The following is a 26,265-nucleotide window of genomic DNA, read 5'->3' as shown; positions in this document are numbered from 1 at the left end:
CTGAAACACGCCTCACGTCATTCGGTAATTCAAAGCATTGGCCAGCAGTTCATTCGTCCGCCGCGCATGCGGCGTCAGCTCGAAATGGAGCACTCCTCATCACGGGAGTCGTCTTGGCTGCAAGAAAAAACCAACCTTCTCGCCGCGAACCCGCCCTTATCGATCTCGCATTGCAGGGTGGCGGTTCGCACGGTGCTTTTACATGGGGCGTCCTCGACCGTTTGCTCGAAGAGTCGTGGCTGCAGATCGAAGGGATATCGGGTACGTCGGCTGGCGCGATGAACGCCGCGGTGCTGGTAAGCGGCTACCAGGTGGGTGGCGCGGCCGGCGCGCGCGCCGCGCTCGAAGCGTTCTGGCGGCGAGTATTCGAAGCGTCGGTGTACAGCCCGTTTCGCCGCAGCCCGTTCGACGTGTTGATGGGCCGCTGGACGCTCGACTACTCGCCGTTCTTCATCGCGATGGACCTCGCGGCGCGGGTGTTTTCTCCGTACGACCTGAACCCGCGCGGCGTCCATCCGCTGGCGAAGATTCTGCAGGACTCGATCGATTTCGGGCATCTGCGCGACGCGCCGATCAAGCTGTTCATCACAGCGACGCGCGTGCGCACGGGACAGGCGCGTGTGTTTCGCAATGGCGACCTGACGCCCGACGTGCTGCTCGCCTCCGGCTGCCTGCCCACGCTGTTCCAGGCCGTGCAGATAGACGGTGAGTACTACTGGGACGGCGGCTACGCCGGAAATCCGACCATCACGCCGCTGGTACGCGAATGCACGTCGAGCGATACGCTGCTGATCCAGGTCAATCCCGTCGTGCGGGATGAAACACCACGCACCGCGCGCGACATCATCAGCCGCCTGAACGAAGTCGCCTTCAATGCGCCGCTGCTGAAAGAGCTGCGCATGATCGCGCTGCTGCGGCGCGCCGCGGACGCCGGCAGCGACGAAGGCCGCCACTGGGCGGCGATGCGGATCCATCGGATCTCGAGCGAGCTGATGACCGAACTCGGCTACTCGTCGAAACTGAACGCCGAGTGGAGCTTTCTGACGATGCTGCGCGACGAAGGCCGACGCGCCGCGGACGCGTTCCTCATCGAGCACGCCGATTCGATCGGCGTGCGCTCCTCGCTGGATCTCGACGCGTTGCTCGAGGGAGTCTGACCATGGAAGTCATCACCGTGTCCCCGCTCGCGATCGGTCTCGGACTCTTTGGCATGCTCGCGAGTCTCGCGCTGCTGATCGCCTTCGCATACCGCGGCTGGACCGTGCTGCTGCTCGCGCCGTTCGCCGCGATGCTGGCCGCCGCGATTTCGGGCGAACCGATTCTCGCGCACTGGACCCAGACCTTCATGCTCAGCGCCGCGCGCTTTCTCGCGCAGTTCTTCCCGTTGTTCCTGCTCGGCGCACTGTTCGGCAAGCTGATGGAAGACAGCGGCTCCGTGAAGGCGATCGCCAGTTACATGACGGAGAAGCTTGGCGCGCATCGGGCGATTCTCGCCGTCGTGATCGGTGGCGCGCTCGTCACCTATGGCGGTGTCAGCCTCTTCGTCGCGTTCTTCGTGCTCGCGCCGATGGCCACCGCCCTATTCCAGGCCGCCGATATCCCGCGCCGTCTGATGCCGGCCGCGATCGCGCTCGGCACGCAGACGTTCACGATGTCCGCGCTGCCGGGCACACCGGCGATCCAGAACGCGATCCCGATGCCGTTCTTTGGTACGACGCCGTTTGCGGCGCCCGGGCTCGGCATCGTCGCGAGTATCGTGATGGTGGCGTTCGGGCTGTGGTGGTTGTCCTTGCAGCAATCGCGCGCGAAGGCGGCCAACGAAGGATTCGACGGACTCAACGCGGCGGTGAAATCCACCAGGGCGTCGGCCAGCGACAACCTCGTGCGCGAACGCGCGAGCGTCTCGCAGAGTTTCGATCCGGAGGAAGCGAAACGCGGGCACCTCAGCGAGGATCTGCCGTCGTTCGGCGTCGCGCTCGCGCCGCTCGTGCTCGTCGTGCTGACGAACTTCGTGATGAACGTGATCGTGCTGCCGCGCATCGACGCGGACTATCTGGCCGAAGTCCGTTGGGGTGAGACGTCGCTTTCGGCAGTCGCCGGAGTGTGGGGCGTGTGCGTGGCGCTCGTCGTCGCGATCGTGGTGCTCGTGCTGCTCAATCGGCGCCGCCTGCCGGCGCTGCGCGAGACGATGGACGCGGGCGCGAATGCATCGGTGCTGCCTGTGCTCAACGTCGGCAGTCTGGTCGGCTATGGCGCGGTGATTGCCGCGTTGCCCGCGTTCGCGCTCGTGCGCGAATGGGTGCTCGGCGTCGGCGGTGGTCCGCTAGTATCGCTCGCGGTCGCCACGAACCTGCTCGCGGGATTGACCGGTTCGGCTTCAGGCGGTCTCACGATCGCGCTCGACGCGCTCGGCGGCACCTATCTTCAACTGGCCGCGCAACACGGCATCGACCCGGCGCTGCTGCATCGGGTCGCCGTGATGTCCTCCGGGACACTCGATAGCCTGCCGCACAACGGCGCGGTCGTGACGCTGCTTGCGGTATGCGGCTCGAACCATCGTGAGAGCTATCGCGATATCGTGATGGTCGCGATTCTCGGCGCGTTGCTCGCGCTGGTTGTGGTGATCGTGCTGGGCTCGCTGCTTGGCACGTTCTGAGGGTTTTGTGCTTTCTAAAGTATCGAGGGGTCTTGCGCTGACGTTGCTGTTCGTCAGTGCAAGACCCCTTTCCTGTTGCTGCTCGGCCGAGTCTGGATTGCTTGCCTGCTGACTAGCCGCTCACTTCACGCTGCCGCGCGCGCCGCATTCATCCGGCCGAACACGAACTGCCCCAGATACCAGACCAGCTCCGTATTCGCGAGGATCGCATCTTCGGTGACCGTCGACGGTTCGAGCTTCATCCGACGCAGCATCAGCTTGCCTTCGCGCGATGTCGTCCACGCATGCATCAGTTCCTTGCGCGTCTTCGCATCCGCGGCGTTGAAATGATCGCGGCCCTTGCGCGAATCCTCGTTCATGCGCGCACGCACTTCTTCTTCACGCGTCGCGATGCTGTTCGCCAGGGTCTTTCTCGTTTCGGTCTTGGCTGCCTGTTCCTGCGCCTCGTCCGCGAGCAGTTTGGCTTGCACGTCGACCATCGTGCGCTCGGCGTCGGAGATCTTCCAGTTGTCGCGTAGCGCGCGCATCAGATAGCCCGCGGGACTCTTCTTGACCTGGCCGCGCTTGATTCTGAAACGCGTGTATTCGACGGCCTGCTGAATGCGTTCGTCGGTCCACAGTTCGCGGTTCTCCGAAATCTCGCTGAACTGCTTGGTCGACAGCCCGAACTCGTCGGTGAGAATCTTGTACAGATGGCTCGCGTCGGCGAGGCTCGCGAGTACCGCGTCGGCTGTGTCCTTACGCTTGAGCAGGAAGCGGATGCGGTCGATTTTCTTCGACGTGGTGGATTCAGTTCGCGTCTCGTAGGACATCTCGACGTCCGACACTTCGTTGATCTCGCGCACCGCCGGTTCGAGCCAATCGCGCTTGAAGTATTTGAAGATGGCGGCGTTCGCGCCCATTTTGCCGGGCCAGTTGCGCATTTCCTCGAGCTGGATCCAGTCGGTGCGTCCTGCGGGAACGTTGGGCAAAACCTTGTCGTAGATCGCGCGCGCGAGACTGCGCGTGAACGCGGTGGAAATGCGCAAGCTCAGCCAGTGAGATTTCTGCGGATCGCGGATATGCGGCACGAGCCGTGGATGGACGTCGAAACGCATACGCCCGCGATGAAAGCCGACCATACCGATCAGTTGGACCTGCACCCACAGGTCGTCTTCATTGGGATCGCGGTCCGCGGGCGTATTCGTCACGCGGACTTTCGCGTTCTGAGCTTCGTCGGCGATCGTGCGCAAATGCTTCAGGTTGCGGCTATCGTAGCGCATCAGCCACTTGAAGTAGTTGAGTTCGACGTCGTACTGATCGCGTTGCTCGGGCTCCTGCGCGACGATGAAGTACGCGGCATCGAGAAAACGCCGCGCCGGCAGTCCCATGTTGACGATCTCGGTGAAGAAATCGTTGCGCTGATAACCGATCTCGCGATTGGCCTCGTTGATGCGCAATCCCTGATCGAACATGTCTTCGAACAGCGCGAGCGCCATCTGGCGTGACGTCGCTTTCGACTTGCCCTCTTCCGGATTGTCCGCGGCCATGTTCTTCATCCACTTTTTAGCTCCCGGGACTGTAAGCATGCGGTGGTGAGCTGTCAACACACAGAACCTCACCATCGCAACGACGGCGGCGGTGGCCGCTTTTTCGCCCATTCCGCGATTTGGCACACAGAACCTCACCATCTACACAAGCAACCTCACCTTGCTAGAGGGACTTCCGCGCGGCGAAGCCTGATGGGACGGCCCATCCGACCTTCATTTCCTGCAGATGCACAACCCACCTCACCTTCGGAATTCGACGCACAGTCAAAGACATGGAACCGCACCTTGGTGGGGAACTGGTCTCACCTTGCTGCACAGCCAACCGCACCTCTCAGCACAGCGAACCTCACCTTCGACACAACACACCTCACCTTTTCAGACCTAAGTCTTTGAATGAATTGAATATCGTTTTGGTATGTAGGTTTGTAGGTTTGTTCTCGGTTTAAAAAAACCTACCAACTAGGACCACATAGCAAATTGGCGGAAAGATTGCGCAATGCAGCATGGTGAGGTCGATTGTGCGATGCCTGGGAGCTTATGGACGGGTGCGTCAACAAGGTGAGGTTGGTTGTGCTTTCACGGTGATCTGCAAGGATTGGTAACATGCTGGGCTCGGGCTGGCCGCCTGTCGCCGGGGGAAATCAGCGGTGCTAGGTGAGGTTGATTGTGCTTTTGTGCTGCAAGCGGACGGAGTGCTCGCCGGAAGGTGGCGACAAAACTGATAATGGTGAGGTCCGTTGTGCTGCAATTCGCCGGAGTGGGCTTCGCGGAAATGAGAGAGTGCACAAATGACCTCACCCGGTGCTTAAGTATTGAGCAAGTTCGCCGAGTCGGCTGGCCCTATTACGAGGGAAGGTGAGGTCATTTGTGCCTTCGAGCACGCGGTGTTTCTGGGCCTGTTTCGTTTCGACGACAGTTCCGCTACCGAAAACGCAGTGAAAACATGGAAATTTTCAGAAAATCTACATTAAAACAGTAATTTAAAAAGCTATTTTCAAGTATTTCCTGTATTCTGAGGTTTCTGGAATTTTATGGATAAACCTCAGAATGGTCAGAACGAGCCAACTTCCTGCCGTAGACCGAACCGTTCACTTTGAGCAGATCAGTGAGTTCGCAGAAAAAGTCACCATTTTCACTAATGAGCTGCGTGACACGATTCTGGCTCCACGTCCTCGAAAAACGGCTCCCGTCTTCAAGACTGGCGAAATTGCCGAGATGTGCAACATCTCGCACTCGCAGGTTCAGTATCTCGCAACAAAAGGCGACGGCGAACTGCCTTCGGGCACGGCGGCCGGCACGGGCCGTACCCGGACCTTCACACTGGAAGAAGCGCGGATCTGGGTACAAAAGATTTCCGACATCTACCAGACTCCACTGGTCACTCGTCTGAAGGAACCAGACGGGAAGATCATTATCACCGCGCAGCTCAAAGGGGGTTCCGCCAAGACGACTACGACGATGTGCCTTGCCCAAGGGCTGTCGCTACGGGGGCGGAAAGTGTTGGTGGTCGATCTCGATCCGCAGGCGTCGCTCTCGGAACTGTGCGGACTGTACGCGGAAAAAGACGTGTCGCCTGAAGATACGGTGTTGCCGTATGTCTACGACCAGGACATCGAGGGCGGCCTCGAGGGTCGGATTCAGTCGACGTACTGGGATGGCATCGACGTGATTCCTGCGCATACGGAACTGATCGGAGCAGAGTTCCATCTGCCAGCGATGCAAAAGGTTCGGCCAGGTTTTCGTTTCTGGACCGTGCTTCGTCAAGGGCTCGAGCCGCTGCGCAAGAAGTACGACTACATTCTGATGGATACGTCGCCGTCGCTGTCGTACCTCAATCTGAACGCGCTGATGGCCGCGGATGCCATGGTGATGCCGATGGTGCCGGAAAACCTGGACTTCATCAGTTCGCTGTCGTTCTGGCGACTCTTCTCAGACGTGTCCAAAAGCTTCATCAAATTCGAGAAGGAAAAGAAATACGACTTTGTGTCGCTGGTGTTATCGCGGGTCGATTATGGGCGGAACTCGTCGGCGCCGATCGTACGTGCGTGGGCGCAAAGCGCGTACGAAAACTGGTTGCATTCGATCGAGGTACCGGCGAGCTCGGTGATGAGCACCGGGGCGTTGGCGTTCTCGACCGTCTTCGACATTAGCAGCAATCACAGCGCGGCCAAGTCGCTGCAACGCGTGCGGCAGCCTCTCGTCGATTACTGTCGCTGGATCGACGAGATCTATTCGGAAAAATGGAGGAACGCGCAATGAGCAATATGCGAGAACAGTTGCTGGCCAAGACGTCCGGCATTCGCAAAACTTCGTCGATCAACGAGGACGAGGTGAAGCGCAGCAACCGCACGCAAACGGCGCCCGGCCTTGCCGGCGCGCTGGCCGTTGCGCAGCTTCGCGTGCAGGAATTGGAATCGACCGGCGTTGCCTCGCAACTGCCGGTTGCGGGTATCTTGCCGAACCCGTGGCAGCCGCGCCGCGTGTTCAACGAAGCAAAGTTGGCCGAGCTAGCGGAGTCGATCCGGGAAGTTGGGCTGATGCAGCCGATCGTGGTCCGTCGTGTCGCCGACGACTATCAGATCGTCGCTGGTGAACGGCGTTGGCGTGCGCACAAGATGCTGGGGCAGGACACAATCAAGGCAGTCGTCGCGGATTGCTCCGACTCGGATATGGCCGTGCTGGCGATGGTCGAAAACATCAGCCGCGACGACCTTACTGACTATGAAATCGGCGTTGCGATCCGTCGATCGGAAGCGGAGTTTCCGAATCGCAAGCGACTGGCGGAAGCGATGGGCTTGTCTCGGGCGGGTCTGTACCAGTTCTTATCGTTCGATAATCTGCCGGACTTCATCAAGAAAGATCTCGATATTCAACCGCGACTATTGGGCGGGACTGCTGCGCAAGCAATCGGGGCGGCCATCAAAAAGCACGGGGAGGATGGGGTTAGAGCGGCTCGTGAAATTTGGCCGCTGTTGGTGAGAGGCGAAATGGATCAAGGCAAGGTCGCGGCGGCAATCACTGCCTTGGCGACCCGGCAGACGACGTCGGCTGGTACCAGCGGACGCAGCATCGAGAAGTTTTTCGCGGGGCGGGAGCACGCTGGTAGCATCACGAAGGATGTCAGCAATTTCACGATCAAGATCAAGACCGGGGTGATCACCGAGGCGCAAGAAGTTCAGATACGACAGTTGATCGGACAGATGTTTCAGTCGCAGCCAAAAACGAGTTGATTTGATGTCTGGTTCGTAGCGTAGAAAGGCCCGCCAAGTGCGGGCTTTTTTTCGGCCAATCAAAATGGTCCGAGCTTAGAGAGTGTCTAGAGTCTAGACACTCTCTAAGCTGCCACGCATCAGCGTCCATCCGAGTGTCTAGACTCTAGACACTCTTGCCGGCGGAAACCGACGTCGATATCAGAGCGCCGCCCCGTGCGGACGAACATTCATTGCGCCTTGGGCGGTTCACGGGGAGATTCGCGTAGTAGCGCCTTCGCGGGGCAATCTTGCAAGAGCGGGTTGCTGGTCAGATGCTGAACATGAGCGAGCTCGCAATTGGCTCGGGATTTATGAGGCAATCCGGGAGCTGGCTTCGACCGACTCGCTGATGGGTCCTATCGTCGGAGGCACAGCCAAAATCGTTCGATGGCGATATGACGGCAGGAATGCTGGGCCAGCTATCTCTCCTTTGAAAGAGAATGTTCTCCGTCAAGCCATCCACGCTCATTCTCAACCTCGCGCTACGATCCGGCTATTGTCCGCGTGCCTCCGCTTGGCCACCGACGGCTCGCTCTTGCTAATGAGAAAAATCGGTGCCCTTGAGATCGACTCGCCGCTCGTCAAACGGACGCCACTGGCTTGCCGGCAAACAGGTGAAATATCGCGGGATACGCCGACAATGCTTTTCCATAAAGTGTCGAGTTCATGATGGCGCTGCCGGCCGCAGCGCATTGGTGAATGTCGTCGACGCGTTGCACGGTCGCTCCGATGTTCGAAAGCACCTATGGCCACGGACACCTGGCGCTCACACCAACGCTTATCGACCATACAGTCAGCGGCATTTCTGCCGGCAAATCCCTCCCATACGATTCGCGATGGAATCCGGATGGACTGACGCGCAAAGAAAGGCCGTGCATCTGGCCTGCCCTCAGCGGACAGACGTCATACATAAAGGTGCGGCGGGAGCCAGCCCCGCTATTACTCAATACCGCGCTACGCGATGTCCGCATTTGGTAGCGCGATCCCATTAGACTTAAGTAGATCAAACCTACCGTCAGCGGTGTTCGCATCTGATTCGAGCGGCGCAAGCTTGCCCTGGAACATGTCCCATTGCAGATCCTGCCAGTCGCCCGACGGCCAGAAGTCGATCACCAACACCTCCCAACTGCTACGCATTTGACGGTTCGTGCGTTAAGCCAAACTCTGCCCGTTGTTAGTGACAAGACCCGTTCGGATAAGTAATCGCGGTCGACAAAATCTGCGGATCGATGCGCGCCCTCACGGGATGCCCGGCTCGTCGTTTTCGAAGGCATGCATCGCGACCGCGCCGATCATCGTTTGGCTCGGCACTTGAGCAATGAGCTAATCGGCAGCAACGGATGGTTTCCGTCTGGTCTCATATGTCGAGGCTACTCGGTGAGCCGCCGCCAGACCACGCGGTCAGCGCGAAATCAAAAACGCAGCGCTCGGCTTATCGGCAATAAACCCGCTGGACGATGGTTGGCGGGATGGGCGGGGACAATCGCGAAAGTCATCGTGGACGGAACGAGTCGTCGGCCAGCTCGCTCTGTGACATTGATTGGCGAGACGGTTGCGCATCACATGATCCCCAACGCGAGCTACTATTTATCGCCGAGCACGTCAACAACTTGAGCGTCAACACATACCACAGTCGTCCATGGACAATCTAATAACATACGGCGCCTGAGCATGTGGGCAACTTCTACGAACTTAATATCGAAAAAGGACCGAGTATTAGCCAATCCGAGCGCGAACCGCGGATTCCGCAGCCGATCTCGCCAACGGGAGTCTCGTGAAACATTGGGAAATGTCTTTCATATATCATAACTCCTTGTTTTGAAAGGTATTTTTCAACTGATCGAAGCATTGTTTCACGCCGATCAATCAAATTGGTGCACGATACCCCGTCACTTCCATCCATCGCAGACCGGACGCAGGAATGCACCCACGCGACCCAACGATCCGTAACGTTCGATACGTAATTTGTAGCGAATGAATTGGAGTGGCTCGCGCTGACCATTTGAACGTTTCGCTGACTTGATCGATCTCGCCAAGCCCACGCCGTCGCGAAAAAACTCCCGGCTGCTCCGCCGTCACTTCGCCCACGATAGCGCGCCCGCGAGATGCGCGCTGCGATAAGGAACGAGGCCATCGTCGGAATCTTCGCGCGGCCCGCTTTCGCGGCATCACGCGATGATCGAACGGAAGCAAACGTGAGGGCCGATCGGCAACTTCGAGATCGCGCGGATCAACGGATCGATTTCGCCCGACTGTTCGACGCTGTTCGGCGCGTGGAAGGTCTGTTCCTGCGCTTCGATGTTCGTCGCCGTCCCCATCACTTCCTTGAACTCGTTTAACAGGGCAAGCGGCAGACGTACGAGGTTGGCCGTCCAGCGCGACAGCCGGTTGCTCGCGAACGGTGTGCCTCGGTGGGGTACCGCGATAAATATGGCGCGCTCGACGTGCTGCATCGGTGTGATATTCAGTAGCCAATCGAGCCGCCCGTCCTCACGACCTGTTCGAGCGTGCCCTCGCTGAACCAGCTCAACGTGGTGACGTTCGGCGACGGCATCTCGCTGAAATAGCGCGACGCCGGCTTCGGCCGTCCCGCGGTCGGTGACGACACACCGCTATCGGCTTCGGCATTGTCATCTCCTTCGCCACCGGCATCGCCACCCGAGTCGGCGTCCCGGCGAACGACAGCCGCGACGCCGGGAGGACTTCGCGCGGTTCGCGCACGCCTTCGGGGCGCCGGGTCCGGTCCGGCTGAGGTCAAGATGAATGGACCAGCCTGCGATGTACTGCGTGCTCGGCACGTCCTTGCCGGCATCGGTCGCGAGCGCGCCGCGCAGAAACAGCGCGCGCAAGCTTTTGCACCGCGTAGTTCTAATGGTCACGGACCTGCGTCTGACGATCTTCGAATGCACGGTCGCCAGCAGTGCGTTCACCAAGCAATAGAAACGCATACGCGAATCGCGCGGCCCTGAGCCAAAGATCGAATCGCGCGTCGCTCCATTCGCAGGCGTTGGCCGGTGTGTTCGTGATGGCCATCTGCAACGACAGTTCGGCGAGGCTCGACAAACGCCAGTCGGTATTGATTCCGCCGACGGTCGAGACGGTATTGATGTAATCCAGCGGCTCGCGTTGGCAGGTGTTTCCATCAGACGCCCGGTCGACAGAATATCGCCGCGGCGCATCGCGATGGAGGATCCGGTGGACTCTACGCCCGGCAAATCGCTGGTGCGACCGATGCCGTTCGCCATAATGCGTATTGGCTCCAATGAGAAAGAATCCCGATTTAACTAATCACGGCTGCTCCTTCGGCGAACAAATTCCTTGAGACCTATAGCGTTCTTTCCGAGTGCACCATGGAATAAATCTGTATGCCCGACGTAAGTCGCGAATCGATTGACGGCTAGCGCATGGATCGGCCATGATGCCCGGTGACGAACCGTGAAAGGGGACAATGACGCACGCGTGACACGGGCAGCCCATCAGTGAACTGCGCGAAGTCATGAACGCCCTGTTGATCGTGCTGGAATCGCCGTCCATCCCATACAGGGCGGACTAGTGAATTTCCTCAGTGTTTCTTCGGCGCGGCGAAGCAGGTTGGCAGTTACACAGGATGCCTGATAAACGGAGCCTCAATGAGGACGCGTAACGTTGCCGGTCCGACAGAAGGGATGCGGACCACTATGAATCCACGAGCAACCTGTAGAGCCTCGTAATCGCCGGCCCGCGAGCTACGTTGCCGCCGGGTGTGCGACATGGGTTGCGCCAGCAGTCAGCCGAGGACGTGATGACCGCAAACCGTTCCGAAGCACCGCAGCCAGGCAGATCAGCCAGCGTCTCATTGACCGGCGTATTGTCGTGCGCGTTGGCCTACGCGCTCGTCGGTTCGCTGTCGGGCTGCCAACGGCAGACCGAAACACAGAACGGCGAAACGAGGCCAGCCGTGCAGCTCACCAAGGTCGAACCGGCCGACGCCTCCGCCATTCGCATATTTACCGGGCGAGTCGAGCAGACTAGCATCTCGCCGCTCGCCTTCGAAGTATCGGGCCGCGTCGTGCAGATCGCGGTGCTCGAAGGCGCGTCCGTGAAACGCGGGCAGGTGATCGCGCGTATCGATGAAGAACCCTACAAGCTGCAACTGCAACGCACGAACGCGCAGTATCAGCAACTGAGCGACAACCTGAAGCGTCAGGCGGTGCTGCGCAAGGACGGGATTCTGTCACAGGCTGCTTATGAGCAGCTGTCGGCTGCCACGGACGCCGCACGCGCAGCACGCGACATGGCGAGCCGCGACTTGCGCAATAGCCGGCTCGTCGCGCCATTCGACGGCCGGATCGCTCGTCGCAACATCGAGATCCAGCAGGTCGTGCAGGCTGGCGCACCCGCTTTCAATCTGGAAAACATCGGCCGTGTCGATGTCGGCGTCGATCTGCCTCAGAGCATTGCCGAACGGCTGTTCGTCGACAAGACGCTGAGAGCCGAGGCGTGGCTGCCCGAGCGGCCGCAGAACCGCTTCCCGCTAGTGTTCCGCGAACGGACCACGCAGACCTCGCCGACTTCGGCCGCCTACCGGCTCGTGTTCTCGATCGAGGGACCGCATAGCGCCATGCTGTTACCCGGCATGGCGTTGCGGGTACAGATTTCCGACACGGCCCGGCAAGTCGCGCAAAACGACAATCAAGGCTACTTCGCGATTCCGATCGCGGCGGTGTCGATCGGCGCGGACGGTCAGCGCAGTCTGTGGCGCTACGATGCGGCGTCCGGCCGTGTGCATGCGGTGCCGGTCAGCGTGCGCGAAATTCGCAATGACGATGCGGTCGTCGCGGGTGCGGTCGCGGAGGGCGACCGGGTGGTGGCGGGCGGCTCGCAGTTCATGAAAGAGGGAATGGCGGTCCGTCCAATGGATGTGCCTCAATGAACCTCGCGCGCCCCCTGATCGAAAAGCCGTTGATCGCATGGGTTCTGACGCTGATCTCGCTCTTGGGCGGCCTTTTTGCGTACTACAACATCGGGCGGCTCGAAGACCCGAAATTCACGATCAAGACTTCGGTCGTCGTGACGCTGTATCCGGGGGCGAGTGCGCACGAGGTCGAGCAGGAGGTGACGGACCGCCTCGAAAGCGCGATCCAGCAGATGCCGCAGGTCGAGAAGCTGACCTCGCGTTCCATGCCGGGCTACTCTGAAATCCGCGTCCAGATTCGCGACCAGTACACGTCGGCGCAATTGCCGCAAGTGTGGGACGAATTGCGCAACTCTGTGTCGGATGCGCAGGTACGGTTGCCGCCGGGGGCGGGCCCGACACTCGTGCTCGACCGCTTCGGCGACGTCTACGGGATGTTCTACGCGCTGACCGGCGAGGGCTATACGCAGGCGCAACTGTATGCGTACGCGCGCGAACTGCGCCGCCAGTTGCTGACGCTCGACGACGTGTCCGACATCGTGATCGCCGGTCAGCAGCAGGAGCAGATCTCGGTCGACGTCGACCAGTCGCAACTGATCGCGAACAATCTTTCCACCGACGACCTCGCGCAGACGCTGTTCCTGCAGAACGAGGTGCGGCCCGCGGGCCGCGAGCGCGTCGGCGACTTGTCGTTGCGGATTGCGCCGACCGGCTCGCTCGATTCACTGCAGGCCATCCGCTCTCTGCCCGTCAACAATACGCCCGGCCCGCTTCTGCTCGGCGACCTTGCTCGCGTGAGCCACGGCTACGCGGCGATTCCGAACCAGGTCATTCACTACAACGGTGAGCCCGCGGTCACGATCGGCATCAGCGCGCGACCGCGCGTCAACGTGGTGAGGGTCGGCGAGCGCATCACGGCGAAACTCGCCGAACTCGAGCGCGACCGCCCGATCGGCATCAAGCTGTACTCGCTTTACGATCAGCCGCAGGTCGTCGATGAGAGCGTGCGCGGTTTCATCTTCGACGTGTTCCTGTCCGTGTCGATCGTCGGTGTCGCGCTCGGCATCGGGCTTGGATGGCGTGCGGGGATCGTGCTCGGCGTCGAGTTGTTCCTGTCGATTCTTGGCACGCTGCTCGTCATGTACGCGGCGGGGATCGAGTTGCAGCGCATTTCGCTCGGTGCGCTGATCATCGTGATGGGCATGCTGACCGATAACAGCATCGTGGTGGTCGAGGGCATGCTCGTGAGGGTGCAGCGAGGCAAGTCGCATCTCGAGGCGGCGACCGAGATTCTCAAACAAAGCCAATGGATTCTGCTTGCGTCGACCATCGTGGGGATTCTGGCTTTTTCGGGCATCGGTCTGTCGCCGGATGCGGTCGGCGAATTCTGTGCGTCGCTGTTCGCCGTCGCTGCGATTTCGCTGCTATTTAGCTGGGTGATCGCCATCGCGCTGACGCCGCTGTTCGGCACGTATCTTTTCAAGCCTGCGGACATCATCGATGAAGACCCGTTCAAGGCGAAGCTGTACAAGCGTTATGGCGAGTTGTTGTCATGGGTCACCCGACGGCGCGTGCTCGTGGTGATCGGCCTCGTCGCGCTGACGGTACTCGCCGGCTGGGCGTTCCGTTTTGTCGAGCAGAGCTTCTTCCCCGCGTCGACGACGCCGATCTTCTATGTCGATATGCGTTTGCCGCGCGGCGCCGATATTCGCGCGGTCGTCGAAAAGAGTCGCGAAGTCGAGAAGGTGCTGCTCGAGCATGCGGACGTCAGCAACGTGCAGACGTATATCGGCTCCGGCGCGACGCGCTTCTTCCTTGTCTACGATCCGGAGACGCGCGATCCGTCGTACGCGCAGTTCATCGTCGGCGCGAAGGACCTGCGCCTGATCGACGTCATGCTTCCGGACATCGAAGCGGATCTCAAGAAGCGCTTCCCCGAGCAGCACTGGACGGTGACGCGGCCGAACTTCGGCCCCGGCGGAGGCGCGGCAATTCAGGCGCGCTTCTCCGGTCCCGATCCGGCCGTGCTGCGTCGCTTGTCGCAGGAAGCGCAGAACGTGCTGAAGGCCGACGGCCGCATCATCGCGATCCGCGACGACTGGGAGAACCCGATCAGCATCGTGCGGCCGGAATTCGACGAGTCGCGCGCGCGCTCGCTCGGTGTGACGCGCCGGCAGGTCACCGACACCATGGCTTATGCAACCGAGGGCCTGCGCGCGGGCATCTATCGCGAAGGCGATCAGTTGCTGCCGATCGTGCTGCTCTCGCCCGACTACACGCGCGGCGTCGCGGGTCTGCAGGACTTGCAGGTGTTCAGCGCCGGTCTGCGCCGTTACGTGCCGCTTGGCGATGTGGTCAACGGCTTCACGGTCGGGACCGAGGAAGGCCAGATCGCGCGCGAGGACCGGATTCGCACGATCACCGTATCGGCGAACCCTATCTATGGGCAGAACAGTGTCGACGCCTTCAACCGCATTCGCTCGGGCATCGAGGACATCAAGCTGCCTTCGGGCTATCGCTTCGAATGGGGCGGCGAGCACGAATCGTCGACGCGCGCGCAGCAAAGCCTGTTCCGGCAACTGCCGCTCGGTTTCATCGCGATGGCGCTGCTCGTGCTGATGATGTTCGGACGCCTGAAGCCCGCACTCGTCGTGCTGCTCGTCGTGCCGATGTCGATCTGCGGCGTGACGATCGGTCTGCTGCTGTTCCGTGGCGCGTTCGGCTTCATGGCGTTGCTCGGTCTATTGAGCCTGATCGGCATGCTGATCAAAAACGGCGTCGTGCTCGTCGAAGAAATGGATGCGCAGGTCGCCGCCAGCGTACCGCGCATGCAGGCGGTGACCCACGGTGCGATGAGCCGCTTGCGTCCGGTGATGCTGTCGGCCGGCACGACGGCGCTCGGCATGGCGCCCCTGTTGTGGGACCCGTTCTTCAAGGACATGGCGATTACGATCATGTCGGGCCTTGCTTTCGCCACCGTACTGACGATGGTCGCCGTGCCGGCGCTGTACTCGATGCTGTTCTCGATCAAGCAGGCGGAATGGGAGCCGGGCCGACACCCGGAAGCAAAATGATCCGCGCGCGCCACTGTCTTCTCGTCGTCGCGGCGCTGCTGCTCGAAGCAGGTTGTTCGGGTTCGTTGCAGCTGGAAAAGCCCGCCGCGTTTCCGCCGCAGTATTCGGAGGCCCAACCGGACGCGGCAACCCCGATGTCCGCGCAGGACCTCGCCGCATGGTGGACCCAGTACGACGATCCGACGTTGAACAGACTGATCGAACTCGCGCTCGCGCACAACTTCGACATCGCCACCGCTTACGCGCGCGTTGATCAGGTGCAGGCCGGGATTCGGTTGGCTCGCTCGCAACTGTTGCCATCGCTCGGTGCGAGCGTGAGCGGCGCAAGGTTTCACGGCGGCGAGACGCAACTCGAGTTCGCGCAGTTCCTCGGCATCACCAATACCGATGCGCAGTTCTTCCGAGTAGGCCTGCAGGCGCAATGGGAGATCGATCTGTTCGGCCAGGGACGCTCGCGGCTCTCGGCGGCACGGGAGCAGGTACGCGCGGCAGCGGGCGATGCGGAAGCGGTGCGCCTGAGCGTGGTGTCGGGTGTCGCGGATCTGTACGTCACGTATCGCGGCCTGTTGCGTCAGCGCACGATCCTGTTGCAAAGCCGCGCGATCGCGGACGACTTCGTCGACATCGCCGAAAAAAGTTTTACCGCGGGCCTCGTGATGAGTACCGACATCGAAGCGGCGCGCGCTGGCCGTGCGCAGGTCGATGCGCGTTTGCAGGACTTGGAGAACGGCATCGCTCAGGCGCGGCTGAATTTGCAGAATCTGTGCGGCGTGCAGCCAGCGGAGTTCGCGGGAATCCTCGATGAAAGCGACACGCTGATGACCGCGCTGCCGCATATCGAGCCCGGCCAACCCGTCGATCTGCTGATGCGGCGGCCGGATCTGATCGCGGCGCAGGCCCGCGTGAATGCGGCGGTCAGACAGTCGGATGTCGCGCGACTCGACTACTGGCCGACCATATCGCTAAGCGGCATGCTCGCGCGCAACGGTTGGGAGTTCGCAGGTCAAAACCTCGGGACCAGCACGTTCTGGCTATTCGGCGCGGCGATGGCGATGCCGCTGATCGACTTCGGCGCGCGGCGCTCGCAGGTGGAGTCGTCGGATGCGCAGGCGCAGCAGGCGATGTTCAACTACGAAAAGACCGCGCTCGGCGCGTTCTATGACGTCGAGCGTGCGCTGGCGCGTTTGAACCGGCAGGACGAGTTGTTCAACGCGCGCAATGAAGAAGTCGCGCGTCGTACCACGCAGCTGAACCAGGTACGACGTCGCTACGAGCTCGGCGATACCGGCCGCGTCGATATCGATCAGGTGCGGGTTGCGCTGCTCGAAAGCCAGTCGTCGCAGGCGAGGGAAGAGGTCGGCAAACTGCAGGCACAGTTCGCGCTGTTCAGAGCGATGGGGGGCGGCTGGTTGGCCAATCCGCCAGTCGCTGCGAATCCACAAACGCCGACGGGGCCCGCGGCCGCCGCCGGGAACGCACCGGCGCCGGCGTCACAATGAGCGACGACGAGGCACCGCAAACGCACGAAACATTCGCAAGGCCGTTGGCTTCAGTCGGGAGGACTAACAGGAGATGCGCAACGTACGCGTACCTGCTCCGCGTAAGTCCCTTTCTGGAAGAAATCAGCTTCTCTGAAGGGTGAACGATGGCAACCCAGGTCGAGACGAAACTGTCGTTACCCGCATTGACCGCGATGGTCGTCGGCTCAATGGTGGGCGCAGGGATTTTCTCGTTGCCGCGCAATTTCGCACGCGCGACCGGACCGTTCGGAGCCGTCATTGCATGGTGCGTGGCGGGCATCGGCATGTATGCGCTGGCGCGCGTGTTCCAGGCGCTCGCACAGCGCCGGCCCGAACTCGATGCCGGCGTGTTCGCCTATGCGCGAGCGGGCTTTGGCGATTATGCGGGCTTTCTATCCGCATTCGGCTACTGGATGGCCGGCTGCTTCGGCAACGTGTCGTACTGGGTGCTGATCAAATCGACGCTCGGCGCTTTCTTCCCCGTCTTCGGCGAGGGCAATACGGCGACCGCGATCATCGTGTCGTCGGTGGGCATCTGGCTGTTTCATCTGGTGATGCTGCGCGGTGTCCAGCAGGCCACGATGATCAACACGATCGTGACGGTCGCGAAAGTGATTCCGATCGTGCTGTTCATCGTGATACTGATCGCGCTGTTTCGCGCCGACATGTTTCATGCAAATCTGCGGGAAGGCAACGATCAGCTCGGCAACGGCCTGTTCTCGCAGGTTCGCGCGACGATGCTCGTCACCGTCTTCGTGTTCGTCGGTATCGAAGGTGCGAGCGTGTACTCGCGCTACGCGAAAAAGCGCTCGGACGTCGGCGCCGCGACGATCACCGGCTTCGTCGCCGTGCTGTGTCTGCTGGTGCTGGTGACTCTGCTGCCTTACGCGAGCTTGCCGCGCGCCGATCTCGCGGTGATGCGCCAGCCGTCGATGGCCGCGGTACTGGGCGCGCTGCTCGGCCCGTTCGGCGTCGTGTTCATCAGCGCCGGTCTGATCATTTCGATCCTTGGCGCATACCTCGCATGGTCGCTGATCTGTGCCGAGGTGCTGTTCGCCGCTGCGCGTCTCGAGACGATGCCGCGCATCTTCGCGCGACAAAACGAGCGCAAGCTGCCGGTCGCGGCGATCTGGCTCACGAGCACCGTGGTGCAGTGTTTCGTCATCAGCACGTACTGGTCGACCGATGCGTTTGCGCTGATGCTCAATCTGACGAGCTCGATGGCGCTGATTCCGTATTTCCTCGTGGCTGCGTACGGCATCAAGGCTGCGCGTCGCGATAGTGGACAGAATGGCGGCACCTTGAGCGGTGCGTTGCGCACCGAGTATTTCGTCGCGATGTTCGCGACGTTCTATACGGCCTTTCTGCTGTTCGCGGGCGGCCTGAAGTTCCTGATGCTATCGGCACTGCTTTATGCGCCCGGTACGGTGCTGTATGTATTGGCCAAACGCGAGCGCGGCATGCGGGTGTTTTCGAGAGTCGAGTGGGTCATCTTTGCCGTCGCGGCCTGCGGCGCGATTGCCGCGCTGATCGGCCTCGCGACCGGCACGATCGTCATCTGAGCGGTTGATCATCGTAGTCGCGCGAGCGCGGCTCGATCGGAACGTGTTCGCGGGAGAGCGATCGCAGCATGGACAAGCGCGTCAGACTTTCAGCGCCGGGCCTGATGGCGATGGTGATCGGCTCGATGGTCGGGGTGGGCGTCTTTTCGTTGCCGCAGGCGCTCGGCAAATATACCGGCGTCGTCGGGTCGTTGATCAGCTGGACCATCACCGGTTCCGGCATGCTGATACTCGCGCTGATCTTTCAACGGCTCGCATGGCGCAAGGCCGAGCTCGACGTCGGCGTCTATACATATGCGCGCGTCGGGTTCGGACGCTATACGGGATTTCTGTCGGCGTTCGGCTACTGGTGCGCCAGCTGTCTCGGCAACGTGGCCTATCTCGTGCTGATCAAGTCCGCGCTCGCGAGCGTCGTACCCTCGTTCGGCGCCGGCAATACGTTTAGCGCGATCGTCAGTTCCTCGCTGATGATCTGGGTGTTTCACTATCTGATTCTGCGCGGCGTGAAGGGCTCGTCGATTGCGAATGCGTCTATGACGGTCGCCAAGTTGCTCGCGCTCGGACTGTTCGCGGTGCTCGTGCTGTCGAGCGTCGAGCGGCGGGTGTTCGTCGCGAATCTGTGGACCGGTCCCGAGCCGTCGGCGACCGGTCTTTTCGATGAGGTGCGCAAGACGATGTTGGGGACGGTCTTCGTGTTTCTCGGCGTCGAAGGCGCGAGCGTTTATTCACGGCACGCGCGCGAACGGCGCGACGTCGGCGTCGCGACCGTGCTCGGCTTTCTATGCGTGCTTGCGTTGATGGTCATGGTCACGTTGTTGTCGTATGGCGTATTGCCGCTCGAGCTGCTGGGTACGCTAAAAAATCCGTCGATGGCTGGCGTGCTGAGCGCCGCGGTCGGTGCGTGGGGCGCGGTCGTGGTCAAGCTCGGCCTGTTGATATCGGTACTCGGCTCCTATCTCGCATGGACGCTGATCGCCGCCGAAATTCTGCACGCGGCGGGCAAGAGCCGTACGATGCCCGCGTTTCTCGGCCGAGAAAACCGCAATCACGTACCGGTCGCCGCGCTATGGATGACGAGCCTCGTGATTCAGGCGTTTCTGATCGTGACGCTGTTTTCTAAAGAAGCGTTCACGCTGGCCAAGGAGTTCACGACATCGATGAGCCTGATTCCATATCTGTTCGTCGCCGGCTATGGATTGAAGCTCGCCGCGAGCGGCGAATCGTATGCGGGGCAGGCGTGGTCACGGCGCATCGATTTCATGCTCGCGCTGATGGGCTGCGTCTATGCGCTCTTTCTCGTGTACGCGGGCGGCCTGCATTATCTGTTGATGTCGACCGTGCTTTACACGGCGGCGACTGCATGGTTCTACATCGCCGAGCGTCGCAAGGGAAAACGGCCTGTGTTTACGGTGCTGGAACGCTGGCTGTTCATCGTGGTTCTGCTTACCGCGCTGGTCGCGTTCGCCGATCTCGTGCGCAATCATTTCGGGGCTTGAGCATTTCAGTGCCGCTCGCAGGTGAGGGCGGTGCTCAGGAGATAGCTTGCCGCGCGCGCGCCGTGGGGCTCACATCAGCGCGGCCTCGCGAATGCAGCGAATGAAATAGTCGGCCGGGCGGGTGTGAATCGCGCCTTCGCGCTGCATCAGATGCAATCTCGCAGTGCGCGACGTTTCAACGAAATCCAGCCTTTTCATATGCCCCGTCGAGTTCACGAGTTCGAGCGTGTGCGAAGCCCAGGCCATCACGGCGTCGATGCTGAGTGCGAGGCTGTACATCAGCGATTGCGACGTGCAGCGAGTGATCCGGCTCGGCACCGGCAGGCCCTGACGGTTGAACAGATCGGCGACGAATTGCGGATAGTCGTCGGTAGTGTCGGAGTGGACCCATTCGACATCGCACAGATCGGCGAGCGAACTGGCCTTCGCGAGCGCACCGTTCGCGCGCACTGCGAACGCCAAGGGATAAGACAGTAGTTCCGAACATTCGATCGACGAATCGGCGGACGATTCGGTCGCCGCGGCGAGCGCGAAATCGAGCGAACCCTGGCGCAACCGATCCTGTAGTTTCGTCGCGTGAAATTCGAGAAATTCGACTGTGATGTGCGGCATATCCAGGCGAAACCGTGCATAAGCATCGGGCAGCAGCGTAAGTGCCGCGAGCGGCGTCACACCGATCGTCACGCGGCCTTCCTGCGCGCCTCGCTCCATCGCCATCTGCTGCTCGGCGCGCCCGAGTTCCCCGACGATCAGCCGCGCATGCCGCAACAGAGATTCCCCGGTGCGCGTAAGAGCGACGCCATTGACGCTACGGCCGAATAACGACATGCCGATATCGGTTTCCAATTCCCGAATGGCTTTGGTAACGGCTGGCTGACTGACGAATAGCGCCCGCGAGGCGCCGACGATCGTGCCATGATCCGCGACGGCGACCAGTGCGCGCAATTGATGAAGCTTAATTGCCATTAACCTTATTACCTCAGGGTAAATACCATAACTAACGGTTATTGGCATAAAACTTTATCATGTTTTTATTCGCCGCCGCTCTCGTAGACTGCCTCTCAATTCGCGCCGAGCTTGATCCAGCGCGTGTCAAACGGGTCTGTCAGAGGAGACGGCGTTGTCCCATAACATCAATATCGATCCCACAATTCGCGAGCAGGCGGCCGAATTCGTCGAATTACGCCGGCGCATTCATGCGCATCCGGAACTGGGATTCGAAGAAGTCGAAACGAGCCGGCTCGTCGCCGAGAAACTCAAGGAATGGGGTTATCAGGTTACTGAAGGCATCGGTGGTACGGGGGTGGTCGGCCGTCTGAAACTCGGCGACGGCACGCGCGCGATCGGCATTCGCGCGGACATGGACGCGCTGCCGATCATCGAGGACACCGGTCTGCCGTATGCGAGCCGGGTGCACGGCAAGATGCATGCATGCGGACACGACGGACACACGGCAATCCTGCTGGCGGCCGCGCATTACTTTGCACAAACGCGGCGCTTCGACGGCACGCTGAACCTGATCTTCCAGCCGGCCGAAGAGGGGCAGGGCGGCGCCGTGCGGATGATGGAAGAGGGTCTGTTCGAGCGCTTTCCGTGCGACGCGGTCTACGCGCTGCATAACGCACCGGGCGTGCCGGTCGGCATGTTCATCGTGCAGCAGGGCGCGATGGCGGCATCGGCCGATCTGGTGACGGTCACACTGACCGGCAAGGGCATGCACGCGGCGATGCCGCATCTGAGCCGCGATCCCGTGGTGGCTGCCGCGAGCATCGTGATGGCACTGCAGACCATCGTCGCGCGCAACGTGCCGCCGGCCGATGCCGCGGTGCTGACCGTCGGTGCGATCCAGGCCGGCACCGCGCACAACGTCGTGCCCAACACGGCGACGATCCTGCTGACCGTGCGCGCGCTCAGCAACGAGGTCCAGCAACTGATCGAAACGCGCTTGCGCGAGATCGTCGAGAGCCAGGCGGCCAGCTTCGGCGTCAGTGCGCACATCTACTATCAGCGGGTCACGCGCGTGCTGATGAACACCGCTCAGGAGACCGCGCGCGCTCGCGAAGCGGTTGCCGCGGTGGTCGGCGCACAGAACATCCTGCCGCTGCCGCCGGGCATGATGGGCGGTGAGGACTTCTCGTGGATGTTGGAGAAAGTGCCGGGCTGCTACGTCGCGCTCGGCAACGGTCACGAAGGTCATGGCAGCTGCATGATCCACAACCCCGGCTACGACTTCAACGATCAGGCGCTGCCGATCGGCGCCGCCTACTGGGCCGCGCTCGTCGAGCAATACCTCTCAGCCTGAACTTCGCCTATTCGCGTTTCGCCGACCCGGTGTGCTGCCGGGCCGGTGGCCAGACTACGTCCATATCGGGGATTCACATGAAATATAAAAAGACCGTTTGCGCCGCGGCCGTGGCGCTGATGTCTCATGCGGCCTGGGCCGACTCGTACCTGCAGCAATGGCTGTCAGCGTGGCCGTCGATGGGAAGCGCGATCCAGCAGAACGGCGTTCAGCTGTACGGCGCCGTCGACATGGGTCTGAACTTCCAGAGCGTCAGCGGCACCTCGAAGTGGCAAACGCAGAGCGGCGGCGTGCATACGTCGCAATTCGGGTTGTTTGGCCGCGAAGATCTCGGCGGCGGCCTGAAGGCGGAATTCAACCTCGAAAACGGCTTCATGGCGAACAACGGCGCGTTCGGCACCAGCAATACGCTGTTCGACCGCACCGCATGGGTCGGGCTGAACTCGGCGACATGGGGGGGGGTGCGCCTCGGCTTGCAACCGACCGCGAACCTGCCGGAAGTCATCGACCCATTCGGCGAAGTGACGACGAACTCGGTTGTCGCGTGGCTCGCCGGCGGTGCGGTACAGACGCCGAAGGGCGTCGGCTACAACGCGGACCTCGGGCCGGGTTCGAGCCAGGTGCTGGTGCGCGCGAGCAACGCGGTGACATGGACCACGCCGCGGGTGATGGGCTTCGGCGCGACGTTCCTGTATGCGTTCAACAACCAGGCCGGCGTGTCACCGAATGCGTCGAACCAGGGCGTGGTCGCGTCGTGGACGAACGGCACGTGGTACCTGTCGGGTGCCTACAACCGCGTCTGGAGCTCGCCGGTCGAAACCTCGGCGGGCAAGCAAACCGTGCGCAACGATATCTACGGGGTATCTGCGATCTACGACGTCGGCAGCTACGTGCTATCGGCCGCGTTCGCGCAGGTGGCGCCGAAGCTCGCGGGCAACGGCATCGCGCGCTCGTACATCGTCGGCGCGACAGTGCCGTGGGGACGTCACGCGGTGCGCGCGTCGGTCGTCTATCGCGATACATCGGGAGTGCGGGACAGCGCCGGCGATCCGGCGAAGGATTCGGCGCTCGGCGCGATGCTCGGCTACGACTACTCGCTGTCGAAGCGCACGTCGCTGTATGCGCGCGCGGGCTTTATCCGCAACTACGGGATTTCGAGCGTGATTCTGAACAGCAATCCGCTGCCGCTGCAAACGGGCACCGCGTCGCCTGAACTGGGCACGACGCCGATGACGGCGTCGCTCGGCATCTATCACCTGTTCTGAATCGAGACACGGCGAAGGGTTTTCGCGCGCAATGCGCGGGCGATCGCTCGGGATCATCTACAGCGTCGGCGTGACGCTGTTCGTCGGCTTCGCCCCGGTCGCGACGACGTGGTTGATCGGCGCGACGGGCAGTGCCTATGCGCCGGTCTGGCATATGAGCGCGTGCATACTCGTCAGTCTCGCCGCGCCGACCGTATTCGACGAGCGCATTACCGATTAACGGCCGGAGTCGTCGTCGATGTCATCCGGCCATAGACGACAGGAGAACAAAATGAACGCACGGAAATGGGTGAAGCTGGTTGGCGCGAGCGCGGTCGTATTCGCTTGCCTGAATACGCACGCGCAACCGCAAGAGGGTGGGTCGGTTCCGACGGCGCAAGCGGAGGCGGCTTCCTCGCCAACCGAGGGCGAGATCAAGGCAGCCAACCGGCAACTCGTGCGGGACGTACGCCGCGCATTCAGAAACGCGCGAAGTCAGGGGCTGCGGGCCAGCAACATTACAGTGCGCGCGAATAACGGCGTCGTGACGTTGACGGGCAGCGCGCCGACCGCCGACCAGGTCGATCTCGCCACCAACATTGCGAAAGGCGTACCCGGTGTTCAGTCGGTGACGAGCCGCGTCGCGGTGCGCAAGGAATTCAGCACACGGGGCAGCAACTAGCGAGAAATCGCGACGGGTCCGACTGGGGCTAGATGTTGACTCGAAGCACGACGTTGCTCATCGCCCAGTCATTGCTGCTTCTTGTGGAACGCTCGACGTACTTGCCGCTCGCAAGCGTGTCTGGAGAGCACCTTGAGCCAAGCACTCCTTGTACCTATGACGCATATAGGAATTCTCCGATTTTTTTCCTGTTAGCGCCCCGTACAATCCGGCTAAGTTGAAGGCGGGAGTCTTTTAAATGCTCGCCGCTGAGCGGGGCGCGTTGCGCTATCCCGTCTTCATGATGGTCCATGTCAGGTTGCATGCGAAAAATTACTTTGTTTCTACCAAAAGCGCACCGACCTGCTCAGCGAATTCAATTGATTCAAATAAACAGTGGCTCAAAAACCTCCGACGAGTGGCATGGGCGAGATATCCCCGCGCCCTTCCCGTCATGTAACGGCGTGAAATGACATCGTACTTTGGCAACAAAGCATGCAGGTGTGTCGGCAGGAGAAAGGTATTCACCAGCGTGGTATGGAGTGCGAGTGAACAAAATCAGAGTGGCTATTGCCGACGATCATCCATTCATTCTCCTCGGCGTCGAGCATCTTCTCCAGCGTTGTCCGGATATTCAGGTCTGTTTCAAAAGCGAAACGATTGGCCAGCTTCTCCAACTATTGGTTGAAGTACCAGTCGATGTGCTCGTGTGCGACTATGAATTCGAAGGCGATCCGTATGCCGATGGTCTCAATCTTCTTGACCGCATCCGGCGTGTCGCTCCAACCTTACGAGTAGTGTTCCTGAGCACGCACTCTTCCACGCACCTCATTTCGGCTGCGCTCGATGCGGGGGCGGCCGGCTTTGTCGGTAAAGGGCCAGAGGGCTTTGTCAGCCTTACCGCTGCCATTCGTGCCGCCAAAAATAAGAGCGTCTTTCTGCCCGATTCCATTGCGAACAAGATGTTGCGCGCAACGGCGCGCGCAGCGGAAGGCGGATCTTCTCTCAATTTGCTATCTAAAAATGAGTCGACAGTCGTGCGAATGATCTGCGACGGCATGTCGATCGCCACAATTGCCGAGCGGCTCAATCGCAGTCCCAAGACCGTCAGCAATCAGAAGAACGCTGGCATGAAGAAGCTGGGTGCCAGAAACGACGTAGAACTCGTCACGATCGTGCGCGAGTGGTCCTGCTCGTAGCTATTGCCGCGATCCTCAGGCGGATTCTGTAGCTCTCCTAGCGCCTTTCCCTATCGGATGGCGGTCCTGACATCGACTCAGTTCGAGGAATCGACACGCCGTTTGTCGGCTGTCCCATATGGTATTTCATTTTGGGTATCGGCCCATTAACACCGATCTTCTTCAATGACATCATTCCTCTGCCTTGACGATCGCTGGGGAGCTCCGGCTTCACAAGGGTGTGTAGTTTTGAAATAGCAACAAAGAGGAATCTCATGAAAAAACAAGTGACGCAACTCATGATCGCGGTGGCCGGCCTGTCCGTCGCGCCGATGGTTTTCGCTCAAGCCGCACCGGGCACAGGTCAGGTAACGTTCAACGGCGAACTGATCGACGACACCTGCGTGATTAACGCTGGTGACGACGACAAGACGGTCACGCTGCCTACCCTGTCTACCCAGTCGCTGGTTGCAGCTGGCCAAACCGCCGGCTCCAGGATGTTCGAAATTTCGGTGTCGCAGTGCCCGGCAACGCTGACCAATGTCGCGGCGCATTTCGAGACCACGAACATGGACCCGGCTACGCGTAATGCCATCAATCAGGCAAGCACTTCGCCGGCTTCCAATGTCGAAGTGCAATTGCTTGACAGTGATGGCAATACGCCAATTCTTCTGGGTAGCACGGGTTCGTTCGTTCCTGTCGCGAGCAACGGCACCGCAACGATGAGCTACGGCGGCCGGTACTACGCAACGAACAAAACTACGGCCGGTAACGTGACGGCTGTTGTTCGCTACACGCTGGCATATCAGTAAGCCAGTCCAAGCCGAATGGCATCGGGTTGCGCTTCTTTTCTGAAGGCAACCCGAAGTGACATTCCGCTTATCGGTCGCGTGGGAGG

General features: G+C 60.9%; 22 protein-coding genes. 16 read left to right on the top strand and 6 right to left on the bottom strand.

The genetic code is table 11. From position 1 onward, the window contains the following. Positions 1–113: 113 nt before the first annotated feature. Positions 114–1,157, top strand: a complete 1,044-nt coding sequence (locus QFZ91_RS00540) for a patatin-like phospholipase family protein (protein WP_429565856.1) — start codon at positions 114–116, stop codon at positions 1,155–1,157. Between the two features lie 2 nt (positions 1,158–1,159). Next, positions 1,160–2,656 (top strand): GntP family permease, encoded by a 1,497-nt coding sequence (locus tag QFZ91_RS00535; protein ID WP_429565855.1) that lies wholly within the window; start codon positions 1,160–1,162, stop codon positions 2,654–2,656. Positions 2,657–2,781: 125 nt separating this feature from the next. On the opposite strand, the gene QFZ91_RS00530 is transcribed toward QFZ91_RS00535, so the two are convergent. Beyond that, a complete protein-coding gene (locus QFZ91_RS00530) occupies positions 2,782–4,185 on the bottom strand; it encodes a replication initiation protein (protein ID WP_176121653.1) in 1,404 nt (467 codons plus the stop codon). Between the two features lie 1,047 nt (positions 4,186–5,232). On the opposite strand from QFZ91_RS00530, the gene QFZ91_RS00525 reads away from it, so the two are divergent. After that, a complete protein-coding gene (locus QFZ91_RS00525; RefSeq protein ID WP_429565854.1) occupies positions 5,233–6,444 on the top strand; it encodes a ParA family protein in 1,212 nt (403 codons plus the stop codon). Continuing rightward, entirely contained in the window at positions 6,441–7,415 is a 975-nt protein-coding gene (locus tag QFZ91_RS00520) for a ParB/RepB/Spo0J family partition protein (RefSeq protein WP_176121516.1), read from the top strand. Before QFZ91_RS00525 ends, QFZ91_RS00520 begins: the two co-directional genes overlap by 4 nt. 602 nt (positions 7,416–8,017) lie before the next feature. On the opposite strand, the gene QFZ91_RS00515 is transcribed toward QFZ91_RS00520, so the two are convergent. From QFZ91_RS00515 to QFZ91_RS00500, 4 genes are all read right to left on the bottom strand, one after another. Then, a complete protein-coding gene (locus tag QFZ91_RS00515; RefSeq protein WP_429565853.1) occupies positions 8,018–8,155 on the bottom strand; it encodes a hypothetical protein in 138 nt (45 codons plus the stop codon). A 235-nt stretch (positions 8,156–8,390) separates the two neighbouring features. Beyond that, complete coding sequence (locus QFZ91_RS00510) at positions 8,391–8,549, bottom strand: hypothetical protein (RefSeq protein WP_429565852.1); 159 nt, start codon at positions 8,547–8,549, stop codon at positions 8,391–8,393. Between the two features lie 1,055 nt (positions 8,550–9,604). After that, complete coding sequence (locus tag QFZ91_RS00505) at positions 9,605–9,889, bottom strand: hypothetical protein (RefSeq protein ID WP_429565851.1); 285 nt, start codon at positions 9,887–9,889, stop codon at positions 9,605–9,607. Positions 9,890–9,900: 11 nt separating this feature from the next. Continuing rightward, positions 9,901–10,044 carry a hypothetical protein gene (locus QFZ91_RS00500; RefSeq protein ID WP_429565850.1) on the bottom strand — a complete coding sequence of 48 codons (144 nt, stop codon included), beginning with the start codon at positions 10,042–10,044 and terminating at the stop codon, positions 9,901–9,903. 155 nt (positions 10,045–10,199) lie between these two features. Here QFZ91_RS00500 and QFZ91_RS00495 point away from each other — a divergent pair, with 155 nt between their 5' ends. The 6 genes from QFZ91_RS00495 to QFZ91_RS00470 all read left to right on the top strand — a co-directional run bounded on the left by QFZ91_RS00495 (position 10,200) and on the right by QFZ91_RS00470 (position 19,982). Continuing rightward, entirely contained in the window at positions 10,200–10,376 is a 177-nt protein-coding gene (locus QFZ91_RS00495) for a hypothetical protein (RefSeq protein ID WP_429565849.1), read from the top strand. 841 nt (positions 10,377–11,217) lie between these two features. Continuing rightward, positions 11,218–12,348, top strand: a complete 1,131-nt coding sequence (locus QFZ91_RS00490; RefSeq protein ID WP_429565848.1) for an efflux RND transporter periplasmic adaptor subunit — start codon at positions 11,218–11,220, stop codon at positions 12,346–12,348. Beyond that, positions 12,345–15,404: an efflux RND transporter permease subunit gene (locus QFZ91_RS00485; RefSeq protein WP_429565847.1), complete on the top strand. Its 3,060-nt coding sequence runs from the start codon at positions 12,345–12,347 to the stop codon at positions 15,402–15,404. Before QFZ91_RS00490 ends, QFZ91_RS00485 begins: the two co-directional genes overlap by 4 nt. After that, the gene (locus QFZ91_RS00480; protein ID WP_429565846.1) at positions 15,401–16,903 is read left to right on the top strand and encodes an efflux transporter outer membrane subunit; all 1,503 of its coding nucleotides are present in this window, start codon (positions 15,401–15,403) and stop codon (positions 16,901–16,903) included. Before QFZ91_RS00485 ends, QFZ91_RS00480 begins: the two co-directional genes overlap by 4 nt. 146 nt (positions 16,904–17,049) lie before the next feature. Further along, positions 17,050–18,486 carry a basic amino acid/polyamine antiporter gene (locus QFZ91_RS00475; protein ID WP_429565845.1) on the top strand — a complete coding sequence of 479 codons (1,437 nt, stop codon included), beginning with the start codon at positions 17,050–17,052 and terminating at the stop codon, positions 18,484–18,486. A gap of 68 nt (positions 18,487–18,554) precedes the next feature. After that, entirely contained in the window at positions 18,555–19,982 is a 1,428-nt protein-coding gene (locus tag QFZ91_RS00470; RefSeq protein WP_429565844.1) for a basic amino acid/polyamine antiporter, read from the top strand. A gap of 69 nt (positions 19,983–20,051) precedes the next feature. Here the strand turns inward: QFZ91_RS00470 and QFZ91_RS00465 are convergent, their stop codons facing one another. Then, complete coding sequence (locus QFZ91_RS00465; protein ID WP_176111546.1) at positions 20,052–20,948, bottom strand: LysR substrate-binding domain-containing protein; 897 nt, start codon at positions 20,946–20,948, stop codon at positions 20,052–20,054. A gap of 154 nt (positions 20,949–21,102) precedes the next feature. On the opposite strand from QFZ91_RS00465, the gene QFZ91_RS00460 reads away from it, so the two are divergent. The 6 genes from QFZ91_RS00460 (at position 21,103) to QFZ91_RS00435 (ending at position 26,179) form a co-directional block, all read left to right on the top strand. Then, positions 21,103–22,284, top strand: coding sequence for a M20 aminoacylase family protein (locus tag QFZ91_RS00460; RefSeq protein ID WP_429565843.1), 1,182 nt, complete (start codon positions 21,103–21,105; stop codon positions 22,282–22,284). 77 nt (positions 22,285–22,361) lie between these two features. Beyond that, positions 22,362–23,549, top strand: a complete 1,188-nt coding sequence (locus QFZ91_RS00455; RefSeq protein WP_429565842.1) for a porin — start codon at positions 22,362–22,364, stop codon at positions 23,547–23,549. A gap of 31 nt (positions 23,550–23,580) precedes the next feature. Beyond that, positions 23,581–23,769: a hypothetical protein gene (locus tag QFZ91_RS00450; protein ID WP_429565841.1), complete on the top strand. Its 189-nt coding sequence runs from the start codon at positions 23,581–23,583 to the stop codon at positions 23,767–23,769. A 51-nt stretch (positions 23,770–23,820) separates the two neighbouring features. Continuing rightward, on the top strand, positions 23,821–24,210 hold the full coding sequence (locus tag QFZ91_RS00445; RefSeq protein WP_429565840.1) for a BON domain-containing protein: 390 nt from the start codon (positions 23,821–23,823) through the stop codon (positions 24,208–24,210). A 527-nt stretch (positions 24,211–24,737) separates the two neighbouring features. Next, entirely contained in the window at positions 24,738–25,388 is a 651-nt protein-coding gene (locus QFZ91_RS00440) for a response regulator (RefSeq protein WP_429565839.1), read from the top strand. A 254-nt stretch (positions 25,389–25,642) separates the two neighbouring features. Continuing rightward, a complete protein-coding gene (locus tag QFZ91_RS00435; RefSeq protein WP_429556145.1) occupies positions 25,643–26,179 on the top strand; it encodes a fimbrial protein in 537 nt (178 codons plus the stop codon). Positions 26,180–26,265 lie beyond the last annotated feature (86 nt).

The sequence above is a fragment of the Paraburkholderia sp. JPY419 genome, from assembly GCF_050435705.1.
GTDB classification, from domain to species: domain Bacteria; phylum Pseudomonadota; class Gammaproteobacteria; order Burkholderiales; family Burkholderiaceae; genus Paraburkholderia; species Paraburkholderia youngii.
This window is presented reverse-complemented; position numbering and strand designations above follow the sequence as displayed.

Coding starts and splice junctions, on each gene's coding strand:
- QFZ91_RS00535 (WP_429565855.1), top strand. CDS start 1,160: ATGGAAGTCATCACCGTGTCCCCGCTCGCGATCGGTCTCGGACTCTTT.
- QFZ91_RS00530 (WP_176121653.1), bottom strand. CDS start 4,185: ATGGCCGCGGACAATCCGGAAGAGGGCAAGTCGAAAGCGACGTCACGC.
- QFZ91_RS00525 (WP_429565854.1), top strand. CDS start 5,233: ATGGTCAGAACGAGCCAACTTCCTGCCGTAGACCGAACCGTTCACTTT.
- QFZ91_RS00520 (WP_176121516.1), top strand. CDS start 6,441: ATGAGCAATATGCGAGAACAGTTGCTGGCCAAGACGTCCGGCATTCGC.
- QFZ91_RS00505 (WP_429565851.1), bottom strand. CDS start 9,889: ATGCAGCACGTCGAGCGCGCCATATTTATCGCGGTACCCCACCGAGGC.
- QFZ91_RS00495 (WP_429565849.1), top strand. CDS start 10,200: ATGGACCAGCCTGCGATGTACTGCGTGCTCGGCACGTCCTTGCCGGCA.
- QFZ91_RS00490 (WP_429565848.1), top strand. CDS start 11,218: ATGACCGCAAACCGTTCCGAAGCACCGCAGCCAGGCAGATCAGCCAGC.
- QFZ91_RS00485 (WP_429565847.1), top strand. CDS start 12,345: ATGAACCTCGCGCGCCCCCTGATCGAAAAGCCGTTGATCGCATGGGTT.
- QFZ91_RS00480 (WP_429565846.1), top strand. CDS start 15,401: ATGATCCGCGCGCGCCACTGTCTTCTCGTCGTCGCGGCGCTGCTGCTC.
- QFZ91_RS00475 (WP_429565845.1), top strand. CDS start 17,050: ATGGCAACCCAGGTCGAGACGAAACTGTCGTTACCCGCATTGACCGCG.
- QFZ91_RS00470 (WP_429565844.1), top strand. CDS start 18,555: ATGGACAAGCGCGTCAGACTTTCAGCGCCGGGCCTGATGGCGATGGTG.
- QFZ91_RS00465 (WP_176111546.1), bottom strand. CDS start 20,948: ATGGCAATTAAGCTTCATCAATTGCGCGCACTGGTCGCCGTCGCGGAT.
- QFZ91_RS00455 (WP_429565842.1), top strand. CDS start 22,362: ATGAAATATAAAAAGACCGTTTGCGCCGCGGCCGTGGCGCTGATGTCT.
- QFZ91_RS00450 (WP_429565841.1), top strand. CDS start 23,581: ATGCGCGGGCGATCGCTCGGGATCATCTACAGCGTCGGCGTGACGCTG.
- QFZ91_RS00445 (WP_429565840.1), top strand. CDS start 23,821: ATGAACGCACGGAAATGGGTGAAGCTGGTTGGCGCGAGCGCGGTCGTA.
- QFZ91_RS00435 (WP_429556145.1), top strand. CDS start 25,643: ATGAAAAAACAAGTGACGCAACTCATGATCGCGGTGGCCGGCCTGTCC.